Annotated in this window: 19 protein-coding genes and 1 pseudogene; 9 read left to right on the forward strand and 11 right to left on the reverse strand. The window is 69.3% G+C overall.

Annotated elements, in window-relative coordinates; all coding sequences use genetic code 11:
* Positions 1-49: 49 nt before the first annotated feature.
* Positions 50-1,096, reverse strand: coding sequence for a murein hydrolase activator EnvC family protein (locus AC1DCG_RS18440; RefSeq protein ID WP_477028674.1), 1,047 nt, complete (start codon positions 1,094-1,096; stop codon positions 50-52).
* Positions 1,097-1,164: 68 nt separating this feature from the next.
* On the opposite strand from AC1DCG_RS18440, the pseudogene AC1DCG_RS18445 reads away from it, so the two are divergent.
* Positions 1,165-1,291: pseudogene (locus AC1DCG_RS18445) on the forward strand (hypothetical protein).
* On the opposite strand, the gene rlmH reads toward AC1DCG_RS18445, so the two are convergent.
* Positions 1,254-1,718 (reverse strand): 23S rRNA (pseudouridine(1915)-N(3))-methyltransferase RlmH, encoded by a 465-nt coding sequence (rlmH, locus tag AC1DCG_RS18450; protein ID WP_477037100.1) that lies wholly within the window; start codon positions 1,716-1,718, stop codon positions 1,254-1,256. The pseudogene AC1DCG_RS18445 and the gene rlmH overlap by 38 nt on opposite strands.
* Positions 1,719-1,785: 67 nt before the next feature.
* Positions 1,786-2,226, reverse strand: a complete 441-nt coding sequence (rsfS, locus tag AC1DCG_RS18455; protein ID WP_165262651.1) for a ribosome silencing factor — start codon at positions 2,224-2,226, stop codon at positions 1,786-1,788.
* 154 nt (positions 2,227-2,380) lie between these two features.
* Between rsfS and AC1DCG_RS18460 the strand changes: the two genes are divergently transcribed.
* Positions 2,381-2,932 carry a hypothetical protein gene (locus tag AC1DCG_RS18460; protein WP_477028676.1) on the forward strand — a complete coding sequence of 184 codons (552 nt, stop codon included), beginning with the start codon at positions 2,381-2,383 and terminating at the stop codon, positions 2,930-2,932.
* Between the two features lie 4 nt (positions 2,933-2,936).
* Here AC1DCG_RS18460 and AC1DCG_RS18465 read toward each other — a convergent pair whose 3' ends face one another.
* Both AC1DCG_RS18465 and AC1DCG_RS18470 read right to left on the reverse strand, forming a co-directional pair.
* Positions 2,937-3,590, reverse strand: coding sequence for a nicotinate-nucleotide adenylyltransferase (locus AC1DCG_RS18465; protein ID WP_477028677.1), 654 nt, complete (start codon positions 3,588-3,590; stop codon positions 2,937-2,939).
* On the reverse strand, positions 3,556-4,830 hold the full coding sequence (locus tag AC1DCG_RS18470; protein ID WP_165262523.1) for a glutamate-5-semialdehyde dehydrogenase: 1,275 nt from the start codon (positions 4,828-4,830) through the stop codon (positions 3,556-3,558). The genes AC1DCG_RS18465 and AC1DCG_RS18470 overlap by 35 nt, the downstream gene beginning before the upstream one ends.
* A 194-nt stretch (positions 4,831-5,024) precedes the next feature.
* On the opposite strand from AC1DCG_RS18470, the gene AC1DCG_RS18475 reads away from it, so the two are divergent.
* The 4 genes from AC1DCG_RS18475 to AC1DCG_RS18490 all read left to right on the forward strand — a co-directional run bounded on the left by AC1DCG_RS18475 (position 5,025) and on the right by AC1DCG_RS18490 (position 7,522).
* On the forward strand, positions 5,025-5,873 hold the full coding sequence (locus tag AC1DCG_RS18475) for an alpha/beta hydrolase (protein WP_477028678.1): 849 nt from the start codon (positions 5,025-5,027) through the stop codon (positions 5,871-5,873).
* A gap of 103 nt (positions 5,874-5,976) precedes the next feature.
* Positions 5,977-6,381: a hypothetical protein gene (locus AC1DCG_RS18480; RefSeq protein ID WP_165262519.1), complete on the forward strand. Its 405-nt coding sequence runs from the start codon at positions 5,977-5,979 to the stop codon at positions 6,379-6,381.
* Positions 6,378-6,578: a helix-turn-helix transcriptional regulator gene (locus tag AC1DCG_RS18485; protein ID WP_165262517.1), complete on the forward strand. Its 201-nt coding sequence runs from the start codon at positions 6,378-6,380 to the stop codon at positions 6,576-6,578. Before AC1DCG_RS18480 ends, AC1DCG_RS18485 begins: the two co-directional genes overlap by 4 nt.
* A gap of 32 nt (positions 6,579-6,610) precedes the next feature.
* The gene (locus AC1DCG_RS18490; RefSeq protein ID WP_477028679.1) at positions 6,611-7,522 is read left to right on the forward strand and encodes an alpha/beta fold hydrolase; all 912 of its coding nucleotides are present in this window, start codon (positions 6,611-6,613) and stop codon (positions 7,520-7,522) included.
* Between the two features lie 73 nt (positions 7,523-7,595).
* Here the strand turns inward: AC1DCG_RS18490 and proB are convergent, their stop codons facing one another.
* Together proB and obgE are read right to left on the reverse strand one after the other, a co-directional pair.
* A complete protein-coding gene (proB, locus tag AC1DCG_RS18495) occupies positions 7,596-8,729 on the reverse strand; it encodes a glutamate 5-kinase (RefSeq protein ID WP_477028680.1) in 1,134 nt (377 codons plus the stop codon).
* Entirely contained in the window at positions 8,726-9,790 is a 1,065-nt protein-coding gene (gene obgE / locus AC1DCG_RS18500) for a GTPase ObgE (protein WP_165262511.1), read from the reverse strand. Before obgE ends, proB begins: the two co-directional genes overlap by 4 nt.
* Positions 9,791-10,005: 215 nt before the next feature.
* Here obgE and AC1DCG_RS18505 point away from each other — a divergent pair, with 215 nt between their 5' ends.
* Positions 10,006-10,965, forward strand: a complete 960-nt coding sequence (locus AC1DCG_RS18505) for a hypothetical protein (RefSeq protein ID WP_165262509.1) — start codon at positions 10,006-10,008, stop codon at positions 10,963-10,965.
* Between the two features lie 194 nt (positions 10,966-11,159).
* Here AC1DCG_RS18505 and AC1DCG_RS18510 read toward each other — a convergent pair whose 3' ends face one another.
* The 4 genes from AC1DCG_RS18510 to rplU form a co-directional block, all read right to left on the reverse strand.
* A complete protein-coding gene (locus tag AC1DCG_RS18510; protein ID WP_477028681.1) occupies positions 11,160-12,173 on the reverse strand; it encodes a glycoside hydrolase family 43 in 1,014 nt (337 codons plus the stop codon).
* A 218-nt stretch (positions 12,174-12,391) separates the two neighbouring features.
* The gene (locus AC1DCG_RS18515; RefSeq protein WP_477028682.1) at positions 12,392-12,925 is read right to left on the reverse strand and encodes a GNAT family N-acetyltransferase; all 534 of its coding nucleotides are present in this window, start codon (positions 12,923-12,925) and stop codon (positions 12,392-12,394) included.
* Positions 12,926-13,149: 224 nt separating this feature from the next.
* Complete coding sequence (gene rpmA, locus AC1DCG_RS18520; RefSeq protein WP_165260602.1) at positions 13,150-13,419, reverse strand: 50S ribosomal protein L27; 270 nt, start codon at positions 13,417-13,419, stop codon at positions 13,150-13,152.
* Between the two features lie 77 nt (positions 13,420-13,496).
* The gene (gene rplU, locus AC1DCG_RS18525; RefSeq protein ID WP_165260604.1) at positions 13,497-14,006 is read right to left on the reverse strand and encodes a 50S ribosomal protein L21; all 510 of its coding nucleotides are present in this window, start codon (positions 14,004-14,006) and stop codon (positions 13,497-13,499) included.
* Positions 14,007-14,221: 215 nt separating this feature from the next.
* Between rplU and AC1DCG_RS18530 the strand changes: the two genes are divergently transcribed.
* Together AC1DCG_RS18530 and AC1DCG_RS18535 are read left to right on the forward strand one after the other, a co-directional pair.
* Positions 14,222-14,851, forward strand: coding sequence for a hypothetical protein (locus AC1DCG_RS18530; protein ID WP_477028683.1), 630 nt, complete (start codon positions 14,222-14,224; stop codon positions 14,849-14,851).
* A gap of 85 nt (positions 14,852-14,936) precedes the next feature.
* On the forward strand, positions 14,937-16,043 hold the full coding sequence (locus AC1DCG_RS18535; RefSeq protein ID WP_477037098.1) for a CobW family GTP-binding protein: 1,107 nt from the start codon (positions 14,937-14,939) through the stop codon (positions 16,041-16,043).
* The last annotated feature ends 55 nt before the right edge of the window (positions 16,044-16,098 follow it).

Here is a 16,098-nt window from a genome sequence, read left to right on the forward strand (position 1 = left end):
ACGCAGGCCGCGCGTCATGATGAACGCCCATCATTGCTGAAAAAGTCGTCTACCGCGACTCTTGCTTGAGCCAGCGTCCCGGGTCGGCCGGAACCCCGTTCTCACGCACCTCAAGATAGAGCTCCGGCTCCAAAGGTCCACGGTCCGTCATGCGTCCGAGGGCGGCGCCGGCTGCGACCGATTGTCCGGGCGCCACCGAAACGTCGGCCAGGCCCGCCATGACCAGATGATAGGCGCCCTGGGCGCGGACGATCACCACCATGTCCCAGCCGTTCAGCGGGCCGGCGTACTCGACCACGCCGGCGGCGGGGCTGCCGACGGCCTGGCCCTTGGCGGTGCGGATCGACAGGCCCTCGGCCTTGCCGCCGACGGGCTGGGCGTCGCCCCAGCGGCGCACCACCTCGCCGGGGGCCGGAGCCCGCAGCGTCAGCGGGCCGGTGGCCGATCCGGTCGACAGGCCGTCGGTCAGCGCGCCCAGGGTCTGGCGTTCCTGGTCGGCGGCGATGGCGTCCTGGGCGTAGGCGCGCTCCAGCTGGGTCTTCTCGACGATCATCCGCTCCAGCTCGCCCCGGCGGTCGGCCATGGCGCTCTCGGCGGTGAACAGCTGCTCGGAGGCGGCGGCGGCCTCGCGGCGCAGGGCCCCGACGGCGCGGGCCTGGCGGGCGTAGGCGTCGGCGCGGGCCTGCAGGTCGGGGGTCATGGCGCGGATCAGGATCGCCGCGCGCACCGCGTCGCGGGCGTCGCCGGGATTGACCAGCAGGGCTGGCGGCGGGTTGCGGCGGAAAAGCTGCAGGGCGCTGAGCAGCCGGGCCAGCTGGCCCCGGTCGCGGCCCAGCTCGCCGATCAGCGCAGACTCTCGTCGGTGCAGGGTTTCCAGCCGGGCGCGCTTGACGTCGACATCGGCGCCGGCCGAGAGCTGCTGCTGGTTCAGCCGGGAAAGCTCGGCCCGCAGGTCCTCGATCTCGCGGCGGGTGTCGGCCGCCTGCTGCAGGTCGCGGGTGCGCTGGTCGCCGATCTGCTGCGCGACGACGGCCCCGGCTCCGGCGAGGAGCAGGGCGCAGGCGCTGACGGCGGCGATCGCGAAGCGGCGGGGCATTGCGTCCCTATCTGCCTGAGGGTGCGGCGGTTTCAAAGGGGGCGCTCGGTGCGTCCTTCGAGGCTCGGCTGCGCCTCGCACCTCAGGATGAGGAAGGTTTTGCACTGACGTCCTCATCCTGAGGCGCCCGCGCAGCGGGCCTCGAAGGACGCAGGGCTCAATCGCGGTGATAGGGCGAGCCCGACAGGATGGTGACGGCGCGGTAGATCTGTTCGGCCAGCATGGCGCGGGCCAGGGCGTGGGGCCAGGTCTGGGGCCCGAAGGCCAGCAGTTCGTTGGCCTGCGCCAGGATCGACGGATCCAGCCCGTCGGCGCCGCCGATCAGGAACACGATCCGGCGCTGGCCGTCGTCGCGCAGGCGCTCCAGGCGGCCGGCGAAGGCGCGCGAGGTGTGGACCTTGCCATGCTCGTCGCAGGCGACGACGTAGGCGCCTTCCAGGTGCGGGCGCAGCACCTCGGCCTCGGCGGCCTTGCCCGGCTTGCGGGCTTCGACCTCGAGGATCTCGACGGGGCCCAGCGCCAGGGCGCGGCCCGACGCGGTGGCGCGGGACGCGTAGTCCAGCGCCAGCTGCGCCTCGACCATGCGGCCGAGCTTCCCGACTGTGAGGATGGTGATCTTCATTTTGGGAGAGCAGGGCGGAGAACCCCGCTCCGAGCGATGCTCAGGAGCGGGGCCTGCCCGGAGGAGATCAGTTCGACGAGGCGGCCGGCATGCGGTGCGGCGCGTCGACGGCCCAGATCTTCTCGATGTTGTAGAAGCTGCGCACTTCGGGGCGGAACAGGTGGACGACGACGTCGCCGGCGTCGATCAGCACCCAGTCGCAGTGCGGCAGGCCTTCGACCCGGGCCTTGCCCAGGCCATGGTCCTTCAGCGCGCGCAGCACGTGGTCGGCGAGAGCGCCGACGTGACGATGCGAGCGGCCCGACGCCACGATCAGGCTGTCGGCCACGGAGCTCTTGTCCGTAAGGTCGATGTGGACGATGTCCTGGGCCTTGTCGTCGTCGAGGCGGTCCAGGATCAGGCGCTCCAGCGCCTTGATGTTCAGGTCCGTACTGAGCGTCGGATTTTCAGTCGAGGATTCGGCACCAGCCGGTCCCTCGTGCGCCGTCGGCGCGGGGTCGCTACGCAGCGGAATGCTCCTTATTGGCTTCGCGCAAAGCCCCTCATAGCACGGAAAGACTCGAAACGTGAGGGGGATCGTGGTCGCAGGGCCTTCGGACGGGGATTCCTGGCGTCGCGGCTCGCGGTGCGGTAGAGCTTGCGCGGGGATCAAGGGTGCATTGATGAAGTACGAAGCCGCGGGCAAGGCCAGGTTCGAGATCGACCGGGACGACGGTCAGACCGTCCGCATCCGGGCGGTGCGTAGGACCTTCGCGATGCTTTTCCTGCCCGTATGGCTGACGTTCTGGACCATCGGCGGGATCGTCGTGATGGGCCAGTTGCTGGCGGATTTTACGTTGTTCATCGCCGTCTGGCTCTGTTTCTGGGCCGCCGGCTGGGTGTACGCGGCCACCGCCATCGCCTGGATGATCGGCGGAGTGGAGACCCTGCGGGTCGTGCAGGGCGACCTGGAGGTCGTCATGCGTTGCGGGCCCTGGTCACGCCGGAAGCTCTATCAGGGCGCCCTGGTGCGAGACCTGCGCCCAGCGTTGCAGGACCCGATGTTGATACGCTTCCGCGTCCAAGGCCCGTTCACGGTCAAGTCGGTAGGGGCGATCATGTTCGGCTACGGCGCCCGCACCGTCTACGCGGCGGCGGCGCTGGACGAGACCGAGGCGCGGTTGGTCGTCGACCACCTGCTCAAGCGGCTGCCCTCGGCCGCGGCGGCGGCCTGAGGCGTCAGCCCTTGGTCTGGCGCGCCCGCAGGGCCGTGGACGAGGCGAAGTTCAGCGGGCCGGTCAGATAGACCCAGGCCGGAACCTCGGCGTCGGCGATGGTCGCCGCGGCGCTGGCCGGGCGGCGGGCGAAGGCGAAGCGGCGGGCGGCCGGCGAGCTTCGCGCCTTGAGCGCCGCCCAGGGACGCGAGACCACGGCGACCGGGACCTCGCGCATGATCTGGGTCCAGCCGCGCCAGCGGTGGAAGGTGGCCAGGCTGTCGGCGCCCATCACCCAGACGAACTTCACGCCCGGGAAGCGGGCCTTCAGCACCCGCAGGGTGTCGATGGTGTATTGCGAGCCCAGTCGCGTCTCGGCGTCGGAGACGATCATGCTCGAGCCGCGCGCCCAGCGTCGGGCCTCGTCCATGCGCTCGGGCAGGGGCCTGGTTTCGCGCGAAGACTTCAGCGGGTTCTGCGGCGAGACGAGCCAGATCACCTTGTCCAGGTTCAGGCGATGCAAGGCGGTCTCGGCCACGTGGGCATGGCCCTCGTGCGCAGGGTTGAAGCTGCCGCCGAACAGCCCGACGCGCATGCCCGGCTCCAGATGGAAGCCGAGGCGATGGGCGCTGGGGCGGCCGGCTTCAGGGACGAGTCTGGCCGGTCCCGCGAACCACATACTTGAACGTCGTCAGTTGCTCGGCCCCGACCGGGCCGCGGGCGTGAAGCTTGTCGGTGGCGATGCCGATTTCGGCCCCGAAGCCGAACTCGCCGCCATCGGCGAACTGGGTGGAGGCGTTGACCAGCACGATGGCGCTGTCGACCTGGCCGATGAAACGCTCGGCCGCGGCCGTGTCTTCGGTGACGATCGCGTCGGTGTGGCCCGAGCCGTAGGTGGCGATGTGCCGGGCCGCGCCGTCGACGCCGTCGACCACGGCCACGGCGATGATCGGCGCCAGGTACTCGGTGGTCCAGTCCTCGACCGCAGCGGCCTTCAGTTCGGGCTCGATGGCGCGGGCGGCCGCGTCGCCGCGGATCTCGCAGCCGGCCTTGATCAGCACGTCGGCGATCGGGGGCAAAAGCTTGCCGGCCGCGGCGCTGTCGATCAGCAGGGTCTCGGCCGAGCCGCACACCGACACGCGGCGCATCTTGGCGTTCAGCACGATGTCGGCGGCCTTCTTCAGGTCGGCGGCTTCGTGCACGAAGACGTGGTTGAGGCCTTCCAGATGGCCCAGCACCGGGGCGCGGGCCTCGGCCTGGACGCGGGCGACCAGGCTCTTGCCGCCGCGCGGGATAATCAGGTCGATCGACCGATCCAGGCCCGACAGGATGGCGCCGACGGCGGCGCGGTCGGTGGTCCTGACCATCTGCACCACGTTGGCCGGCAGGCCGGCGGCGGCCAGGCCCTTGAGCACGGCGGCGTGGATGGCGAGGTTGGACTCGATGCACTCCGAACCGCCGCGCAGGATCACGGCGTTGCCCGAGCGCAGGGTCAGGGCCGCGGCGTCGGCCGTCACGTTGGGACGGCTTTCGTAGATCATGGCGATGACGCCGATCGGCGTGCGCACGCGGGCGATGTCCAGGCCGTTGGGGCGCTGCCAGCGGGCGGTCTCCACGCCCAGCGGGTCGGGAATGGCGGCCACGGCCTCGACGCCGGCGGCCACGCCTTCCAGGCGCGCCTCGTTCAGCATCAGCCGCTCGATCATCGGCGGGGTCAGGCCATTGGCGCCGGCCTTCTCCAGGTCGCGGGCGTTGGCGGCCAGGATGGCCGGGGCCTCGGCGCGGATGGCGGCGGCGATGGCGACGAGGGCGGCGGTGCGCTGGGCTGGCGTGGCGAGGCGGAGCGCGCGCGCGCCTTCGCGGGCCGCCTGGCCCATCGCCCTCATCGTCGCCTGCAGGCCTCCGGCCGCGTCGTCCATGGCTCGTCCGTCCCCGGATATGCTCAGATTGAGGCTTACCTAGGCTCTTTGGGGGCTCGGGGAAATGGCCAATTGCTGGCGGAGCGCCGAGAAAGCCTGTCAGCGCGGGTGCAGGCCTTGTGCGGCGTTCGTCTTCGGGTTGAATGGCGGAGAAGCTTGGCCGGAGCGGTCCGCGGCTTCCTAGGAGATCGCCGGTGATCCGTCGCACCCTGTCCCTGTTGGCCCCCGTCTTGGCCCTGTCGCTGAGCGCCTGCATCACGGTGAACATCGGCCAGAGGGACGTCGTCCCGCCCTTCGACGGCGCCCAGCCGGCCGGGGCGCCGCTGTCGGCGGCGGCCATTCCCGGCGCGCAGGTGGCCGCCGGCACGGTCCCCTTCGCCTCGGGCGAGATCCACTACGTCTTGGCCCAGGCCGACCCCGCCCGGCCGCTGGTGGTGTTCTGCGGCGGCAACATGTTCCGGGAAAGCGCCGGCGGGGCCTCGCGCGGCGCGGTGCTGGGGCGGTTCGGCGACGTCCTGATGTTCGACTATCCGGGCCGGGGCCAGTCGACCGGCGCGCCGACGCGCCAGGCCTTCGAGGCCGCCCGCGCGCCCCTGGCTCGCAAGATCGAAGCCCTGGCGGCGCAGCGGACCGGCGGGGTGATCTTCTGGGGCCACTCGCTGGGCGGGACCTACTGCGCGGCCCTGGCCGCCGAGACCAAGGTCGCGTCCAGCCTGGTGATGGAGGGCAGCTTCGCCTCGATCGAGGACATCGCCGACGCCATGGCCGGGGCGGCGCGGCCGCTGGTGCGGCTGCGGATCGATCCGGGCGCCATGAACTACAAGGCCCCCGAACTGCTGAAGGCCTATCCGGGCAGGATTGTCGTCGCCGCCTCGCGCCAGGACGAGACCATTCCGTTCAAGGCCTCGCGCCGTCTGGCCGCGCGCCTGGAGGCGCAGGGCAGGGCGGTGACCTTCGTGCCGCTGGCTCAGGGCAAGCACTCGCGCTTCTACCTGGAGCCGGCCTATGGGCCGGCGATGACCGCGGCGATCGCCGCGCCATGATGTCAGTGCGGCCTGACATGAAGTCATGATTTCCTGACATAATGTCAGGTTGACATTACATTTTGATGCTGTCAGGTTTGCCTTACATCAACGGGAGGCAGCCATGCTGGCCATCGGCAAGTTCCACAGCTCGGCGCATCGGCGCTACGTGATCCGCACCATGGCGTTCATGATCCCCTATGTGCTGGTCAACATGGGCGCGATCTTCGGGGCGTTCGACGACATCAGGACGCCGGTGGCGGCCTGGGCGCTGGCCCTGGTGGTTTCGGCGCCGGTGGTCGGCCAGATCTGGGCCACCCTGGCCCTGATGGCCGAGTCCGACGAGTTCGTCCGCGCCCTGGTCGCCCGCCAGTTCATCGTCGCTTCGGGCGTGGCCATGGCGCTGTTCTCGGTGTGGGGCTTCGGCGAGAGCTACGCCCATGCGCCGCACCTGCCGGGCTGGCTGATCTACCCGCTGTTCTGGGCGGTGTTCGGCGTCGTCTCGCCGTTCATCCGGAGCACGCGATGAAAAACCGCCTGAAGCTGCTGCGCGTCGAGCGCGGCTGGACCCAGGAGCAGCTCGGCCAGGCGCTCAGCGTCTCGCGCCAGGCGGTCAACGCCCTGGAGACCGAGAAGCACGATCCGTCGCTCGATCTGGCCTACCGCATCGCCGCCATCTTCGAGCGGCCGATCGAAGAGATCTTCGAGAACCCGCACGTCCGCTGAGGACGTTTCCAGATACATAGGAGACCCAGTCCATGTCGCTCGCCTTTCTCGGCGGTCGCGCGGTCGCGCGCGCCTGCATCATCGTCCTGGCCGCCCTGCTGGGCCTCGGGATCGCCATTTCCGTCGCCCGGGCCGAACCGGCCTTCACGAGCGAGCGGCTGTCGGTCGAGGTGGTCGGGCAGGGACCCGACGTGATCCTGGTTCCGGGCCTGGCCTCCTCGCGCGAGGTGTTCCGGCCGCTGGCCGACCGGCTGAAGGCCACGCACCGCGTGCACCTGGTGCAGCTGTCGGGCTTCGCGGGCCAGTCTTGGACCGGCGGCGAGGGCCCGTTCGTCGACCCGGCGGTCGAGGCCCTGGCGGCCTATGTCCGCTCGGCCGGTCTGGCGCGGCCGGCGGTGATCGGCCACTCGATGGGCGGATTGTCGGCCCTGCTGCTGGCCCAGCGCAATCCGCAGCTGGTCGGCCGGGTGATGACGGTCGACGCCCTGCCGTTCTACAGCGCCATGTTCGGCCCGACGGCCACGCCGGCCAGCGCCAGGCCCTTCGCCGACCGCATGGCGGCGGGGGTCCTCTCGGCCAGCCCCGAGGCCTTCGCCGCCCAGCAGGCGGCCGCCGCCAAGGGCCTGTCGCGCACCCCCGCCATGCAGGAGGCCATCGTCGCCTGGTCGCTGGCCTCGGATCGGCAGGCGGTGGCCAAGGCGATCTTCGAGGTGATGACGCTGGACGCCCGTCCGGGCCTGGCGGCGATGAAGGTTCCGGTCACCGCGCTCTACGCCGCCGACGCCGAGGGCGCCCTGCCGCCGGCCGTGGTCGGGGCGCTGTGGATGCGCGAGTACGACGCTCTGCCGGGCGTGAAGCTGGTCCGCGTCGAAGGCAGCCGCCACTTCATCATGGCCGACCAGCCCGAAGCGTTCGCCAAGGCGGTGGAGGGGTTCCTGAAGTGAGGGGAGACCCCCTCCGGCCCTCCGGGCCATCTCCCCCAGAGGGGGAGGATCTTTGGCTCGCCGACTGAGGGGGTTACCCCCCCACCGCCAGGTCGTCGGCGTGGATCATCGGGCCTTCGGTGAAGCCCAGTTCGGCTTCGATGGCGTCGCTGCGCAGGCCGGCGATCCGCAAGGCGTCGGCGCTGTCGTAGCGCACCAGGCCGCGGGCGACCTCGTGGCCGGTCTCGTCGCGGACGCGCACGGCGTCGCCCTTTTCGAACGGGCCCTCGACGGCGCGGACCCCGGCGGCCAGCAGGCTCTTGCCGGTCTTCAGGGCGGCTGCGGCGCCGGCGTCGACCGTCACCCAGCCCTGCGGGGCCAGCGAGCCGGCGATCCAGGCCTTGTAGGCGGCGGCGGGCGAGGCGGCGGCCTCGATCAGGGTCGCGGGCGCGCCCTCCTCGATGGCGGCCAGCGGACGCGGGCGCGAGCCCAGGGTGATCAGGGTGGCGCAGCCCGCCGCACGGGCGATGCGGGCGGCGGCGATCTTGGTGGCCATGCCGCCGGTGCCCACCCCGGCGGCGGCGTTGGCGCCCTCGGCCATGGCGGCGATCGCCGGCGTGATCTCCGAGACGCGCGGAATGTGGGTGGCGGCCGGGTCGCGGCGCGGGTCGGCGGTGTAGAGCCCGTCGATGTCCGACAGCAGCACCAGAAGGTCGGCGCCCGCCAGCTGGCCGACGCGGGCGGCCAGGCGATCGTTGTCGCCGTAGCGGATCTCTTCGGTGGCCACCGTGTCGTTCTCGTTGACGACGGGAACCACGCCCAGCGACAGCAGGGTCTCGACCGTGGCGCGGGCGTTCAGCCAGCGGCGGCGGGTCTCGGTGTCGTCGCGGGTCATCAGGATCTGGGCGACGCCGACGCCGTGCGGCTCGAACGCCTCCTCCCAGGCCCGCATCAGGAGGCTCTGGCCGGCGGCGGCGGCGGCCTGCTTCTCCGGCAGGGTGATCTTGCGGCCCGAAAGGCCAAGGCGGCGGCGTCCCAGCGCCCCCGCGCCGGACGAGACCACCACCACCTGCTTGCCGGCCGCGCGCAGGGCCGCGGCGTCGGCGCAGAACGCCTCCAGCCAAGCCCTGTTGGCCGCGCCGGTGGAGGCGTCGACCAGCAGGGCCGAGCCGACCTTGAACACGATCCTCCGGGCCTGGCCCAGAGGTCCCCCGACCCCCAGGTTCACGGCTGCCAGCCCCCCGGCGTCTCCTCGATGTGGTCCTCGTCTTCCTCGATCTCGGCCACCGCGTCGCCGCGGCGCACGCGCACCTGGCGATAGGCCGCGCGCAGCAGCTCGGTGACGCCCTCGCCCGACACGCCGGAGATCAGCATCGGCTTGACGCCGGCCACGGCTTCCAGCTCGGCCTGCTTGGCCGCGCGGGTCTCCTCGTCCAGGGCGTCGATCTTGTTCAGCGCCAGGATCTCGGACTTGACCGCCAGCTCGTCGCCATAGGCCTCGAGCTCGCCGCGGATGGTGGTCCAGGCGCCGACGATGTCGTCCTGGGTGGCGTCCACCAGGTGGATCAGCGTGGCCGAGCGCTCGACGTGGCCGAGGAACCGGGTGCCCAGGCCAGCGCCTTCCGACGCGCCCTCGATCAGGCCGGGGATGTCGGCCAGCACGAAGCGCTCGCTGGTCGACAGGTCCACGACGCCCAGGTTCGGGGTCAGGGTGGTGAAGGGGTAGTCGGCGATCTTCGGCTTGGCCGCGCTGGCCGCCGCCAGGAAGGTCGACTTGCCGGCGTTGGGCAGGCCCACCAGGCCGACGTCGGCGATCAGCTTCAGCCGCAGCCACAGCCAGCGCTCTTCGCCTTCCTGGCCGGGATTGGCCCACATCGGGGCCTGGTTCACCGGACCCTTGAAGTGCAGGTTGCCCCAGCCGCCGTTGCCGCCCTTGGCCAGCAGCACGCGCATGCCCGGCTCGTCCAGGTCGACGATCAGGGTCTCCTTGTCCTCTTCCAGCACCTCGGTGCCGACGGGGACCTTCAGCACGATGTCGTCGCCGGCCGCGCCGTGGCGCTGGCGGCCCATGCCGTGCACGCCGGTGCCGGCCTTGAAGTGCTGCTGGTAGCGATAGTCGATCAGGGTGTTGAGGCCCTCGACGGCCTCGATCCAGATGTCGCCGCCGCGACCGCCGTCCCCACCGTCGGGGCCGCCGTATTCGATGTACTTCTCGCGTCGGAAAGACACCGACCCGCCGCCGCCGTTGCCGGAGCGGATGAAGATCTTGCATTGATCCAGGAATTTCATGGGCGTCTTTTGTCCCAACACGGGTTTCGCGTCGAGCGAAATGGACTTGGCGCAACCTGTGGAACGCGCGACCAAGCGCCGCCCGTGTCGATATTGCGACAAAGAAGCGCTGCCTTGAACGCTGTTCGGCGTCGTGACGAAATGTTAAACACGCAGTGCGACAAACGGTCCCGGGGCGAAAATTCTCTATTTCTCGTGGAGGGGGAGGGCGTCCGTTGTCGACGGAAGCGAACGTCAGGGATGAACTCGATCAGGACCTCAAGGACCTGACGCTGCAGACGCTATGCCGCAAGTATGCGGGCGAGGCGTCGATCCATCGGAACATCCTGATGAGCCGCGGCACCGGCGTGACCGGGACGTGGCGCGATTTCCGCGCGTTCCTCGGCGACATCGGTCCCAAGCCGTCCGAAAACCACGTGCTGGTGCTGATCAACCGGCTCGAGCGCACCTATGGCCCCGGCCGCGCCCGCTGGATGACGCCCGACGAGCAGTCCACGCACGAGGCCGAGTTCGACCGCGTCCAGGCCGAGAAGAAGCGCGAGGCCCAGAAGCTGGAGCACGAGGCCGCCGCCATCCGTCGCGCCAAGGCTCCCAACGCCCCCAATTTCGGTCAGTTCACGCCGATGGCCGGCCAGCAGGTCAGCTTCACCGACGTGGCCAAGAAGCTGAACATCCCGGTCGCCGCCCTTTCGAAGACCATGGCCGGCGGCCGCAGCGCCGATGAGCTGGTCAAGCGCGCGGCCAGCGCCGCCGAGGTGATCAACACCGAAGCCAGCTGGCTGCCGCCGGATCCGGCCCGCAAGGCCAACTTCTTCGAGGCCTTCCGCATCTGGCACATGCAGGTGCAGCCGCAGTTCAGCCGCGCTGCCACCCCGACCTTCCTGTTCCTCTACATCGCCCTGCCGGTGATGAAGGAATGCCGCGACGAACTCGTCGACCTGAACCTGTGGAACCCGCTGGGCCAGCGTGCGCTGACCGCCCGCGACAACCACATCTCGTGGAAGAAGTACTGCGAGTTCATGCCGCGCGCGCAGGTGGCGATGATGGAGATCCCCATCTACGCCACCTATTCGCTGCTGAGCGATCTGGACGCCCTGTGCGAACGCATCGTCACCGCCGAAAAGCGCTTCCGCGAAGGCCCGCAGAAGGTGATCCACACGCATCGGGCGGCTTGATCAGATCCTCCCCCTGATCAAGTCCACCTCTCCCATAGGGAGAGGGAGGGGCCCAGGCGATAGCCTGGGAGGGTGAGGGGTTACACACTTTCCGATTTCGCACATTGAACGGGTGACGGGACCGCCGACGGCGTACGCCCTCACCCTCCCACGCCTTCGGCGCGGGCCCCTCCCTCTCCCCACGGGAGAGGTGTTCAATGGCGTGGCGCCTTCAGCCCCTTCCTCACGACCGCCTCGCGGTCGATCGTCAGCCAGCCGTCCTTGCCGACCTGCAGCTCGCCCAGCTGGATCACCGTGCGCTGGTTCCAGACCGGATCGGCCTTGGCCTCGTCTTCCTTGCCCTGGCCGACGAAGTAGTAGAGCAGCGCCCGGCCGTCGTTGACGACCACGTCGGGGTGATGGCCAAGGTCGCGGTCGGTGGCCTGGCTGCCCGGCTTGTCGAGGATGAAGCCCGGCTGGCGCTCCCAGGTCACGGCGTCCTTGCTGCGCAGCACCGCCAGGCCCTTCCAGGCGTCGGCGATCATCCACCACGCGCCCTTGAAGAAGAACACCTTGGGCCCCTCGCCGGCGAAGTCGGCGACGAAGGCCGGCTGGCGGGTCCAGGATTTCAGGTCGGGGCTGTCGGCGAAGAAGATGCGGCTGTCCTTGCGTTCGTCCTTGAACCACATCCGATAGCCGCCCTGCGGGGCCTTGATGACGCCGGCGTCGATCACCCGGTCCGAGCCGAGGTCGAGGGTGTCGGCGCAGGTCCAGGCCTTCAGGTCGGTGGAGGTCAGGTGGACGATCTTCGCGCCGGCTTCCGGCAGGTTCCAGCGATGGAAGATGCCCGGCACCACGGTCAGGAACATGTGGTGGACGCCGTTCTCGGTGAAGATCTCGGGCGCCCAGAGGGTTTCGCTGGTGCAGGCGGCGGGAATGTTCGCCGTGCCCGCATAGGTCCAGGCCAGGCCGTCCTTGGAGGTGGCCACGCCGATGGCGGTGGCGTGCAGCCAGGCGACGTCCTTGGGGTCTTCCAGTTTCAGGGTGGCGCGGCGGTTGGTGTAGAACATCCGCCACAGCTTGTCGGTCTTGTCCCAGGCGATGGCCACGTCGGCCGCGCCGTCGAACACCGGGTCGCGATAGAGCGGCTTCTGGGCCTGAGCGAGCGCGGCGGCGGGCGCCGTGAGGGTCAGGGCCAGCGCCAGGCCGGCCAGAACGCGACGATGCATGATGCCTCCCATATTATGGATGGGCATTCTACATGATGTATTTCGTCACCTCCACCTTCCGTCATTCCCGCCCTTGTGGCGGGAACCCCTCTGTCAGCCGCAAGGACAGGAGGGGCGGACTGCCGAGCAGTCCGCCGGCGCCTCTTGCGAGAGCTTAACCAGGGATTCCCGCCACAAGGGCGGGAATGACGGGACTGTGGGAAGGGTCTGGATCTCGCCTAGGCCAGCCAGACCATCATCCGCGTCGCCACGGACGCCCCGCGCGACACCGAGTCCTTCTCGGTGACGACGCCGGTGTAGAGGAAGCCGGCCTTGACCAGCACCTGCCCCGAGGCCGGGTTGTCGGCGAAGTGGCCGGCGACGACCAGCTTGCGCCGCCAGTCGTGCGCGGCCCAGGACAGCGCGCCCTGCAAAGCCTCGGTCGCCAGGCCCCGGCCCCAGAACGGCCGGCCGATCCAGTAGCCGACCTCGAGCCGGCCGTCCTCGTTGGGGAAGAAGCCCAGCACGCCGACCACGCCGGCGTCTTCCAGTTCGATGGCGAAGGTGGCGTTGCGGCTCCAGTCCTGCGCCTGGACGCGGGCCACGAACTCTTCCGCGTCGGCCTGGCCGTAGGGCCAGGGCATGCGGGTGGTCATCTTTGGGATGGCGTAGTCGGCGCCCAGGCTGGCGATGCGGGGCGCGTCGGACATGTCCGGCGCCCGCAGGGCGAGCCGCCGCGTCTCGATGACGGGACTTCTTTCGATCACGCACATGGCGCGTCTCCCTTTCCCGGCCCTTCTTCACGCGAGGCGCCGATACTGCGACGCGCCTCAGATAGTGCGGGACCGTGACGCTCCAATTGCCTGGATGAGGCTTTTTCTGGAACGTGGACAAACAAAAGCGGGGAGCCCGGCGTCCGGACTCCCCGCTTCGTATTCGTCGCGTCCGGATCGTCTTCGTTTAGGAAGCACGATCCGAAGAGAGACTTCTGATCGTACTATTCGGCGGCCTGGGCCACCGGGGCCACGGTCACGTAGGTACGGTTTTGCTTCTTGGTCACGAAGCCCACGGCGCCTTCGACGAGGGCGAAGAGGGTGTGATCCTTACCCATGCCGACGTTGGCGCCCGGGTAGAACTTGGTGCCGCGCTGACGCACGAGGATGTTGCCGGCGAGAACCTTCTCGCCGCCGAACTTCTTTACGCCAAGGCGCTTCGATTCTGAGTCGCGACCGTTGCTGGACGAGCCGCCAGATTTCTTGTGAGCCATGATGCTCTCCTAATCTTTGACCCGGTTTCCGACGCGGGGACCTGGGTCAGATCAATCCAAAAAGATCCTGGCGGATCTTAAGCTTCAGCTTCCGGAGCGGGGGCGGCGGCCTTCTTCGGCGCGGCCTTCTTCTTCGGAGCGGCGGCTTCAGCCTTGGCGGCCGGAGCTTCCGGGATGGTGAACGGGACAGCAGCGTCGCCGAGACCGCGGGCGCGGGCGTCGAGGATGACCTTCGGGGTCAGGTCGATCGTGCCTTCCCACTTGCTTTCCTTGCCGGCGCCGGCGACCGAAGTCACGCGCAGGACCGTTTCGGCCTGACGGTGACCGCGGGTGCGGCGGTAGCCCTGACGGCGGATCTTCTTGAAGATCTTCACCTTCTCGCCCTTGCGGGTTTCGATCAGGGTGGCGTTGACGACGGCGCCGTCAACGGTGGGGGCACCGACCGTCACGGCCTCGCCTTCGCCCAGCAGCAGAACTTCGCCAAAGGCGACTTCCGCGCCAGGTTGACCGTCGAGCTTCTCGACGACCAGCAGGTCGCCGGCTTGGACCCGGTACTGCTTGCCGCCGGTTTTGATGACCGCGTACATAGGTTAGCGCCTTAAATAACGTGCTGTTCGCAAAATACGGAACGCCCGCTAGGAAACCCGGCGGGCGAGAGGGGCGCACTTATAGCGCCGAAAGCCTGTGAGTCAACGGCCAAGGACACGTCTTAAGCCCTTGACGGGATTCGAGGTGGAGCCCGTGTCGCGGCGCGCGCATGACTCTGCTGGCTCGTTATTTTGTAACAGGCTATAGCGCGAGCGTGACGTCCGCCTTCTTCGCCTCGATCGCGGCCACCGGCTTCATGGTGGCCTTCCTGCACGCGGCCCTGCCAACCCACTGGCTGCCGTTCGTGCTGGTCGGCCGCGCGCAGAAATGGTCGGCGGGGCGGACCCTGGGCGTGACCCTGCTGGCGGGCCTGGGGCACGTGGCCCTGACCATCCTGCTGGGCCTCGTCCTGGTCATCGCGGGCCAGGCGCTCGAGCCGCGCCTTGGCCACCTGTTCCACTGGATCGTCGGCGGGCTGATGGTGACCGTCGGCCTCTTCTATATAGCGCGTGGGCGCCACAGCCACGCCCTGCCCGAGGCCGGCCGGCGGACCTACGCCTCCGACCGGGCGGCGATCACGGCGCTCGTGGTGCTTCTGACCCTGTCGCCGTGCGAAGCCTTCCTGCCCTACTACCTGGCCGGCATGAAGCACGGCTGGGGCGCGTTCCTGCTGCTCAGCGTCGTGCTGCTGACGGCCACCGCGGCGGGCATGCTGCTGTTCACGGGTCTTTCCCTGGCGGGCGTGCGCCGCCTGAACCTCGACTGGCTGGAGCGCTACGAGGAGACCATCCTCGGCGCGGCCCTGGTGCTGGTCGGCCTGGCCGTGGCGTTCCTGAAGACCTGAGGGGGCGGGCAATGAGGGGAAGATGGGAAGGATGTACGCCATCCCCCGCTTCCGCTCCGCCTCTCGCCGCCCTAAATAGCGGCTCATGACCCAGACCGCTCCCGCTCCCGGCAAGATCCCCGTCACCGTGCTGACCGGCTATCTCGGCGCCGGCAAGACCACGCTGCTCAACCGCATCCTCACCGAGGAGCACGGCAAGCGCTACGCCGTGATCGTCAACGAGTTCGGCGAGGTCGGCATCGACAACGACCTGGTGGTCGGCGCCGATGAGGAAGTGTTCGAGATGAACAACGGCTGCGTCTGCTGCACGGTGCGCGGCGACCTGATCCGGGTGCTGTCGGGCCTGATGAAGCGCAAGGGCGGCTTCGACGCCATCGTGGTCGAGACCACGGGTCTGGCCGATCCGGGCCCGGTGGCCCAGACCTTCTTCGTCGACGAGGACGTCAAGGCCCGCACCTATCTCGACTCGGTCACCGCCCTCGTGGACGCCAAGCACATCATGCTGCGTCTTTCGGACAGCAAGGAAGCGGTCGAGCAGATCGCCTTCGCCGACCAGATCGTGCTCAACAAGACCGACCTGGTGGCCGAGGACGACCTGCGCCACGTCGAGGCCCGGATCCGCAAGATCAACCCGCTGGCCCCGATCCACCGGGCCGAGCGCTCGAACGTTCCGCTGACCGCCATCATCGGCAAGCACAGCTTCGACCTGGAACGGATCACCGAGCTGGAGCCGGACTTCCTGAACCCCGCCCACGGCGAGCCGGGCCACGTGCATGACGAGCACTGCGGCCACGATCACGGGCATGGCCACCACGACCATGACCACGTGCACGACGAGCACTGCGGTCATGACCACCACCACCATGGCCACGACCACAAGAGCGACATCCACGACGACGGGGTGAAGGGGATCTCGCTGACCCTCGACAAGCCGGTGGACGGCAAGAAGATCACCGTCTGGCTCAACGACCTGCTGGCGGCCAAGGGCGTCGACATCCTGCGCGCCAAGGGCATCATCGACGTGCAGGGCGAAGAGCGCCGCCTGGTGTTCCAGGCCGTGCACATGATCCTGGAGGGCGACTTCCAGCGGCCCTGGACCGACAAGGACAACCGCTACAGCCGCATGGTCTTCATCGGTCGCGACCTCGACGAGGCCGAGCTGAAGAAGGGCTTCGAGGCCTGCGTGGCTTAAGCTGTCAGATGCTCCCCCTCTGGGGGAGCTGTCGCGGAGCGACTGAGGGGGGCGG

It is taken from the genome of Caulobacter sp. 10L414, assembly GCF_056395525.1.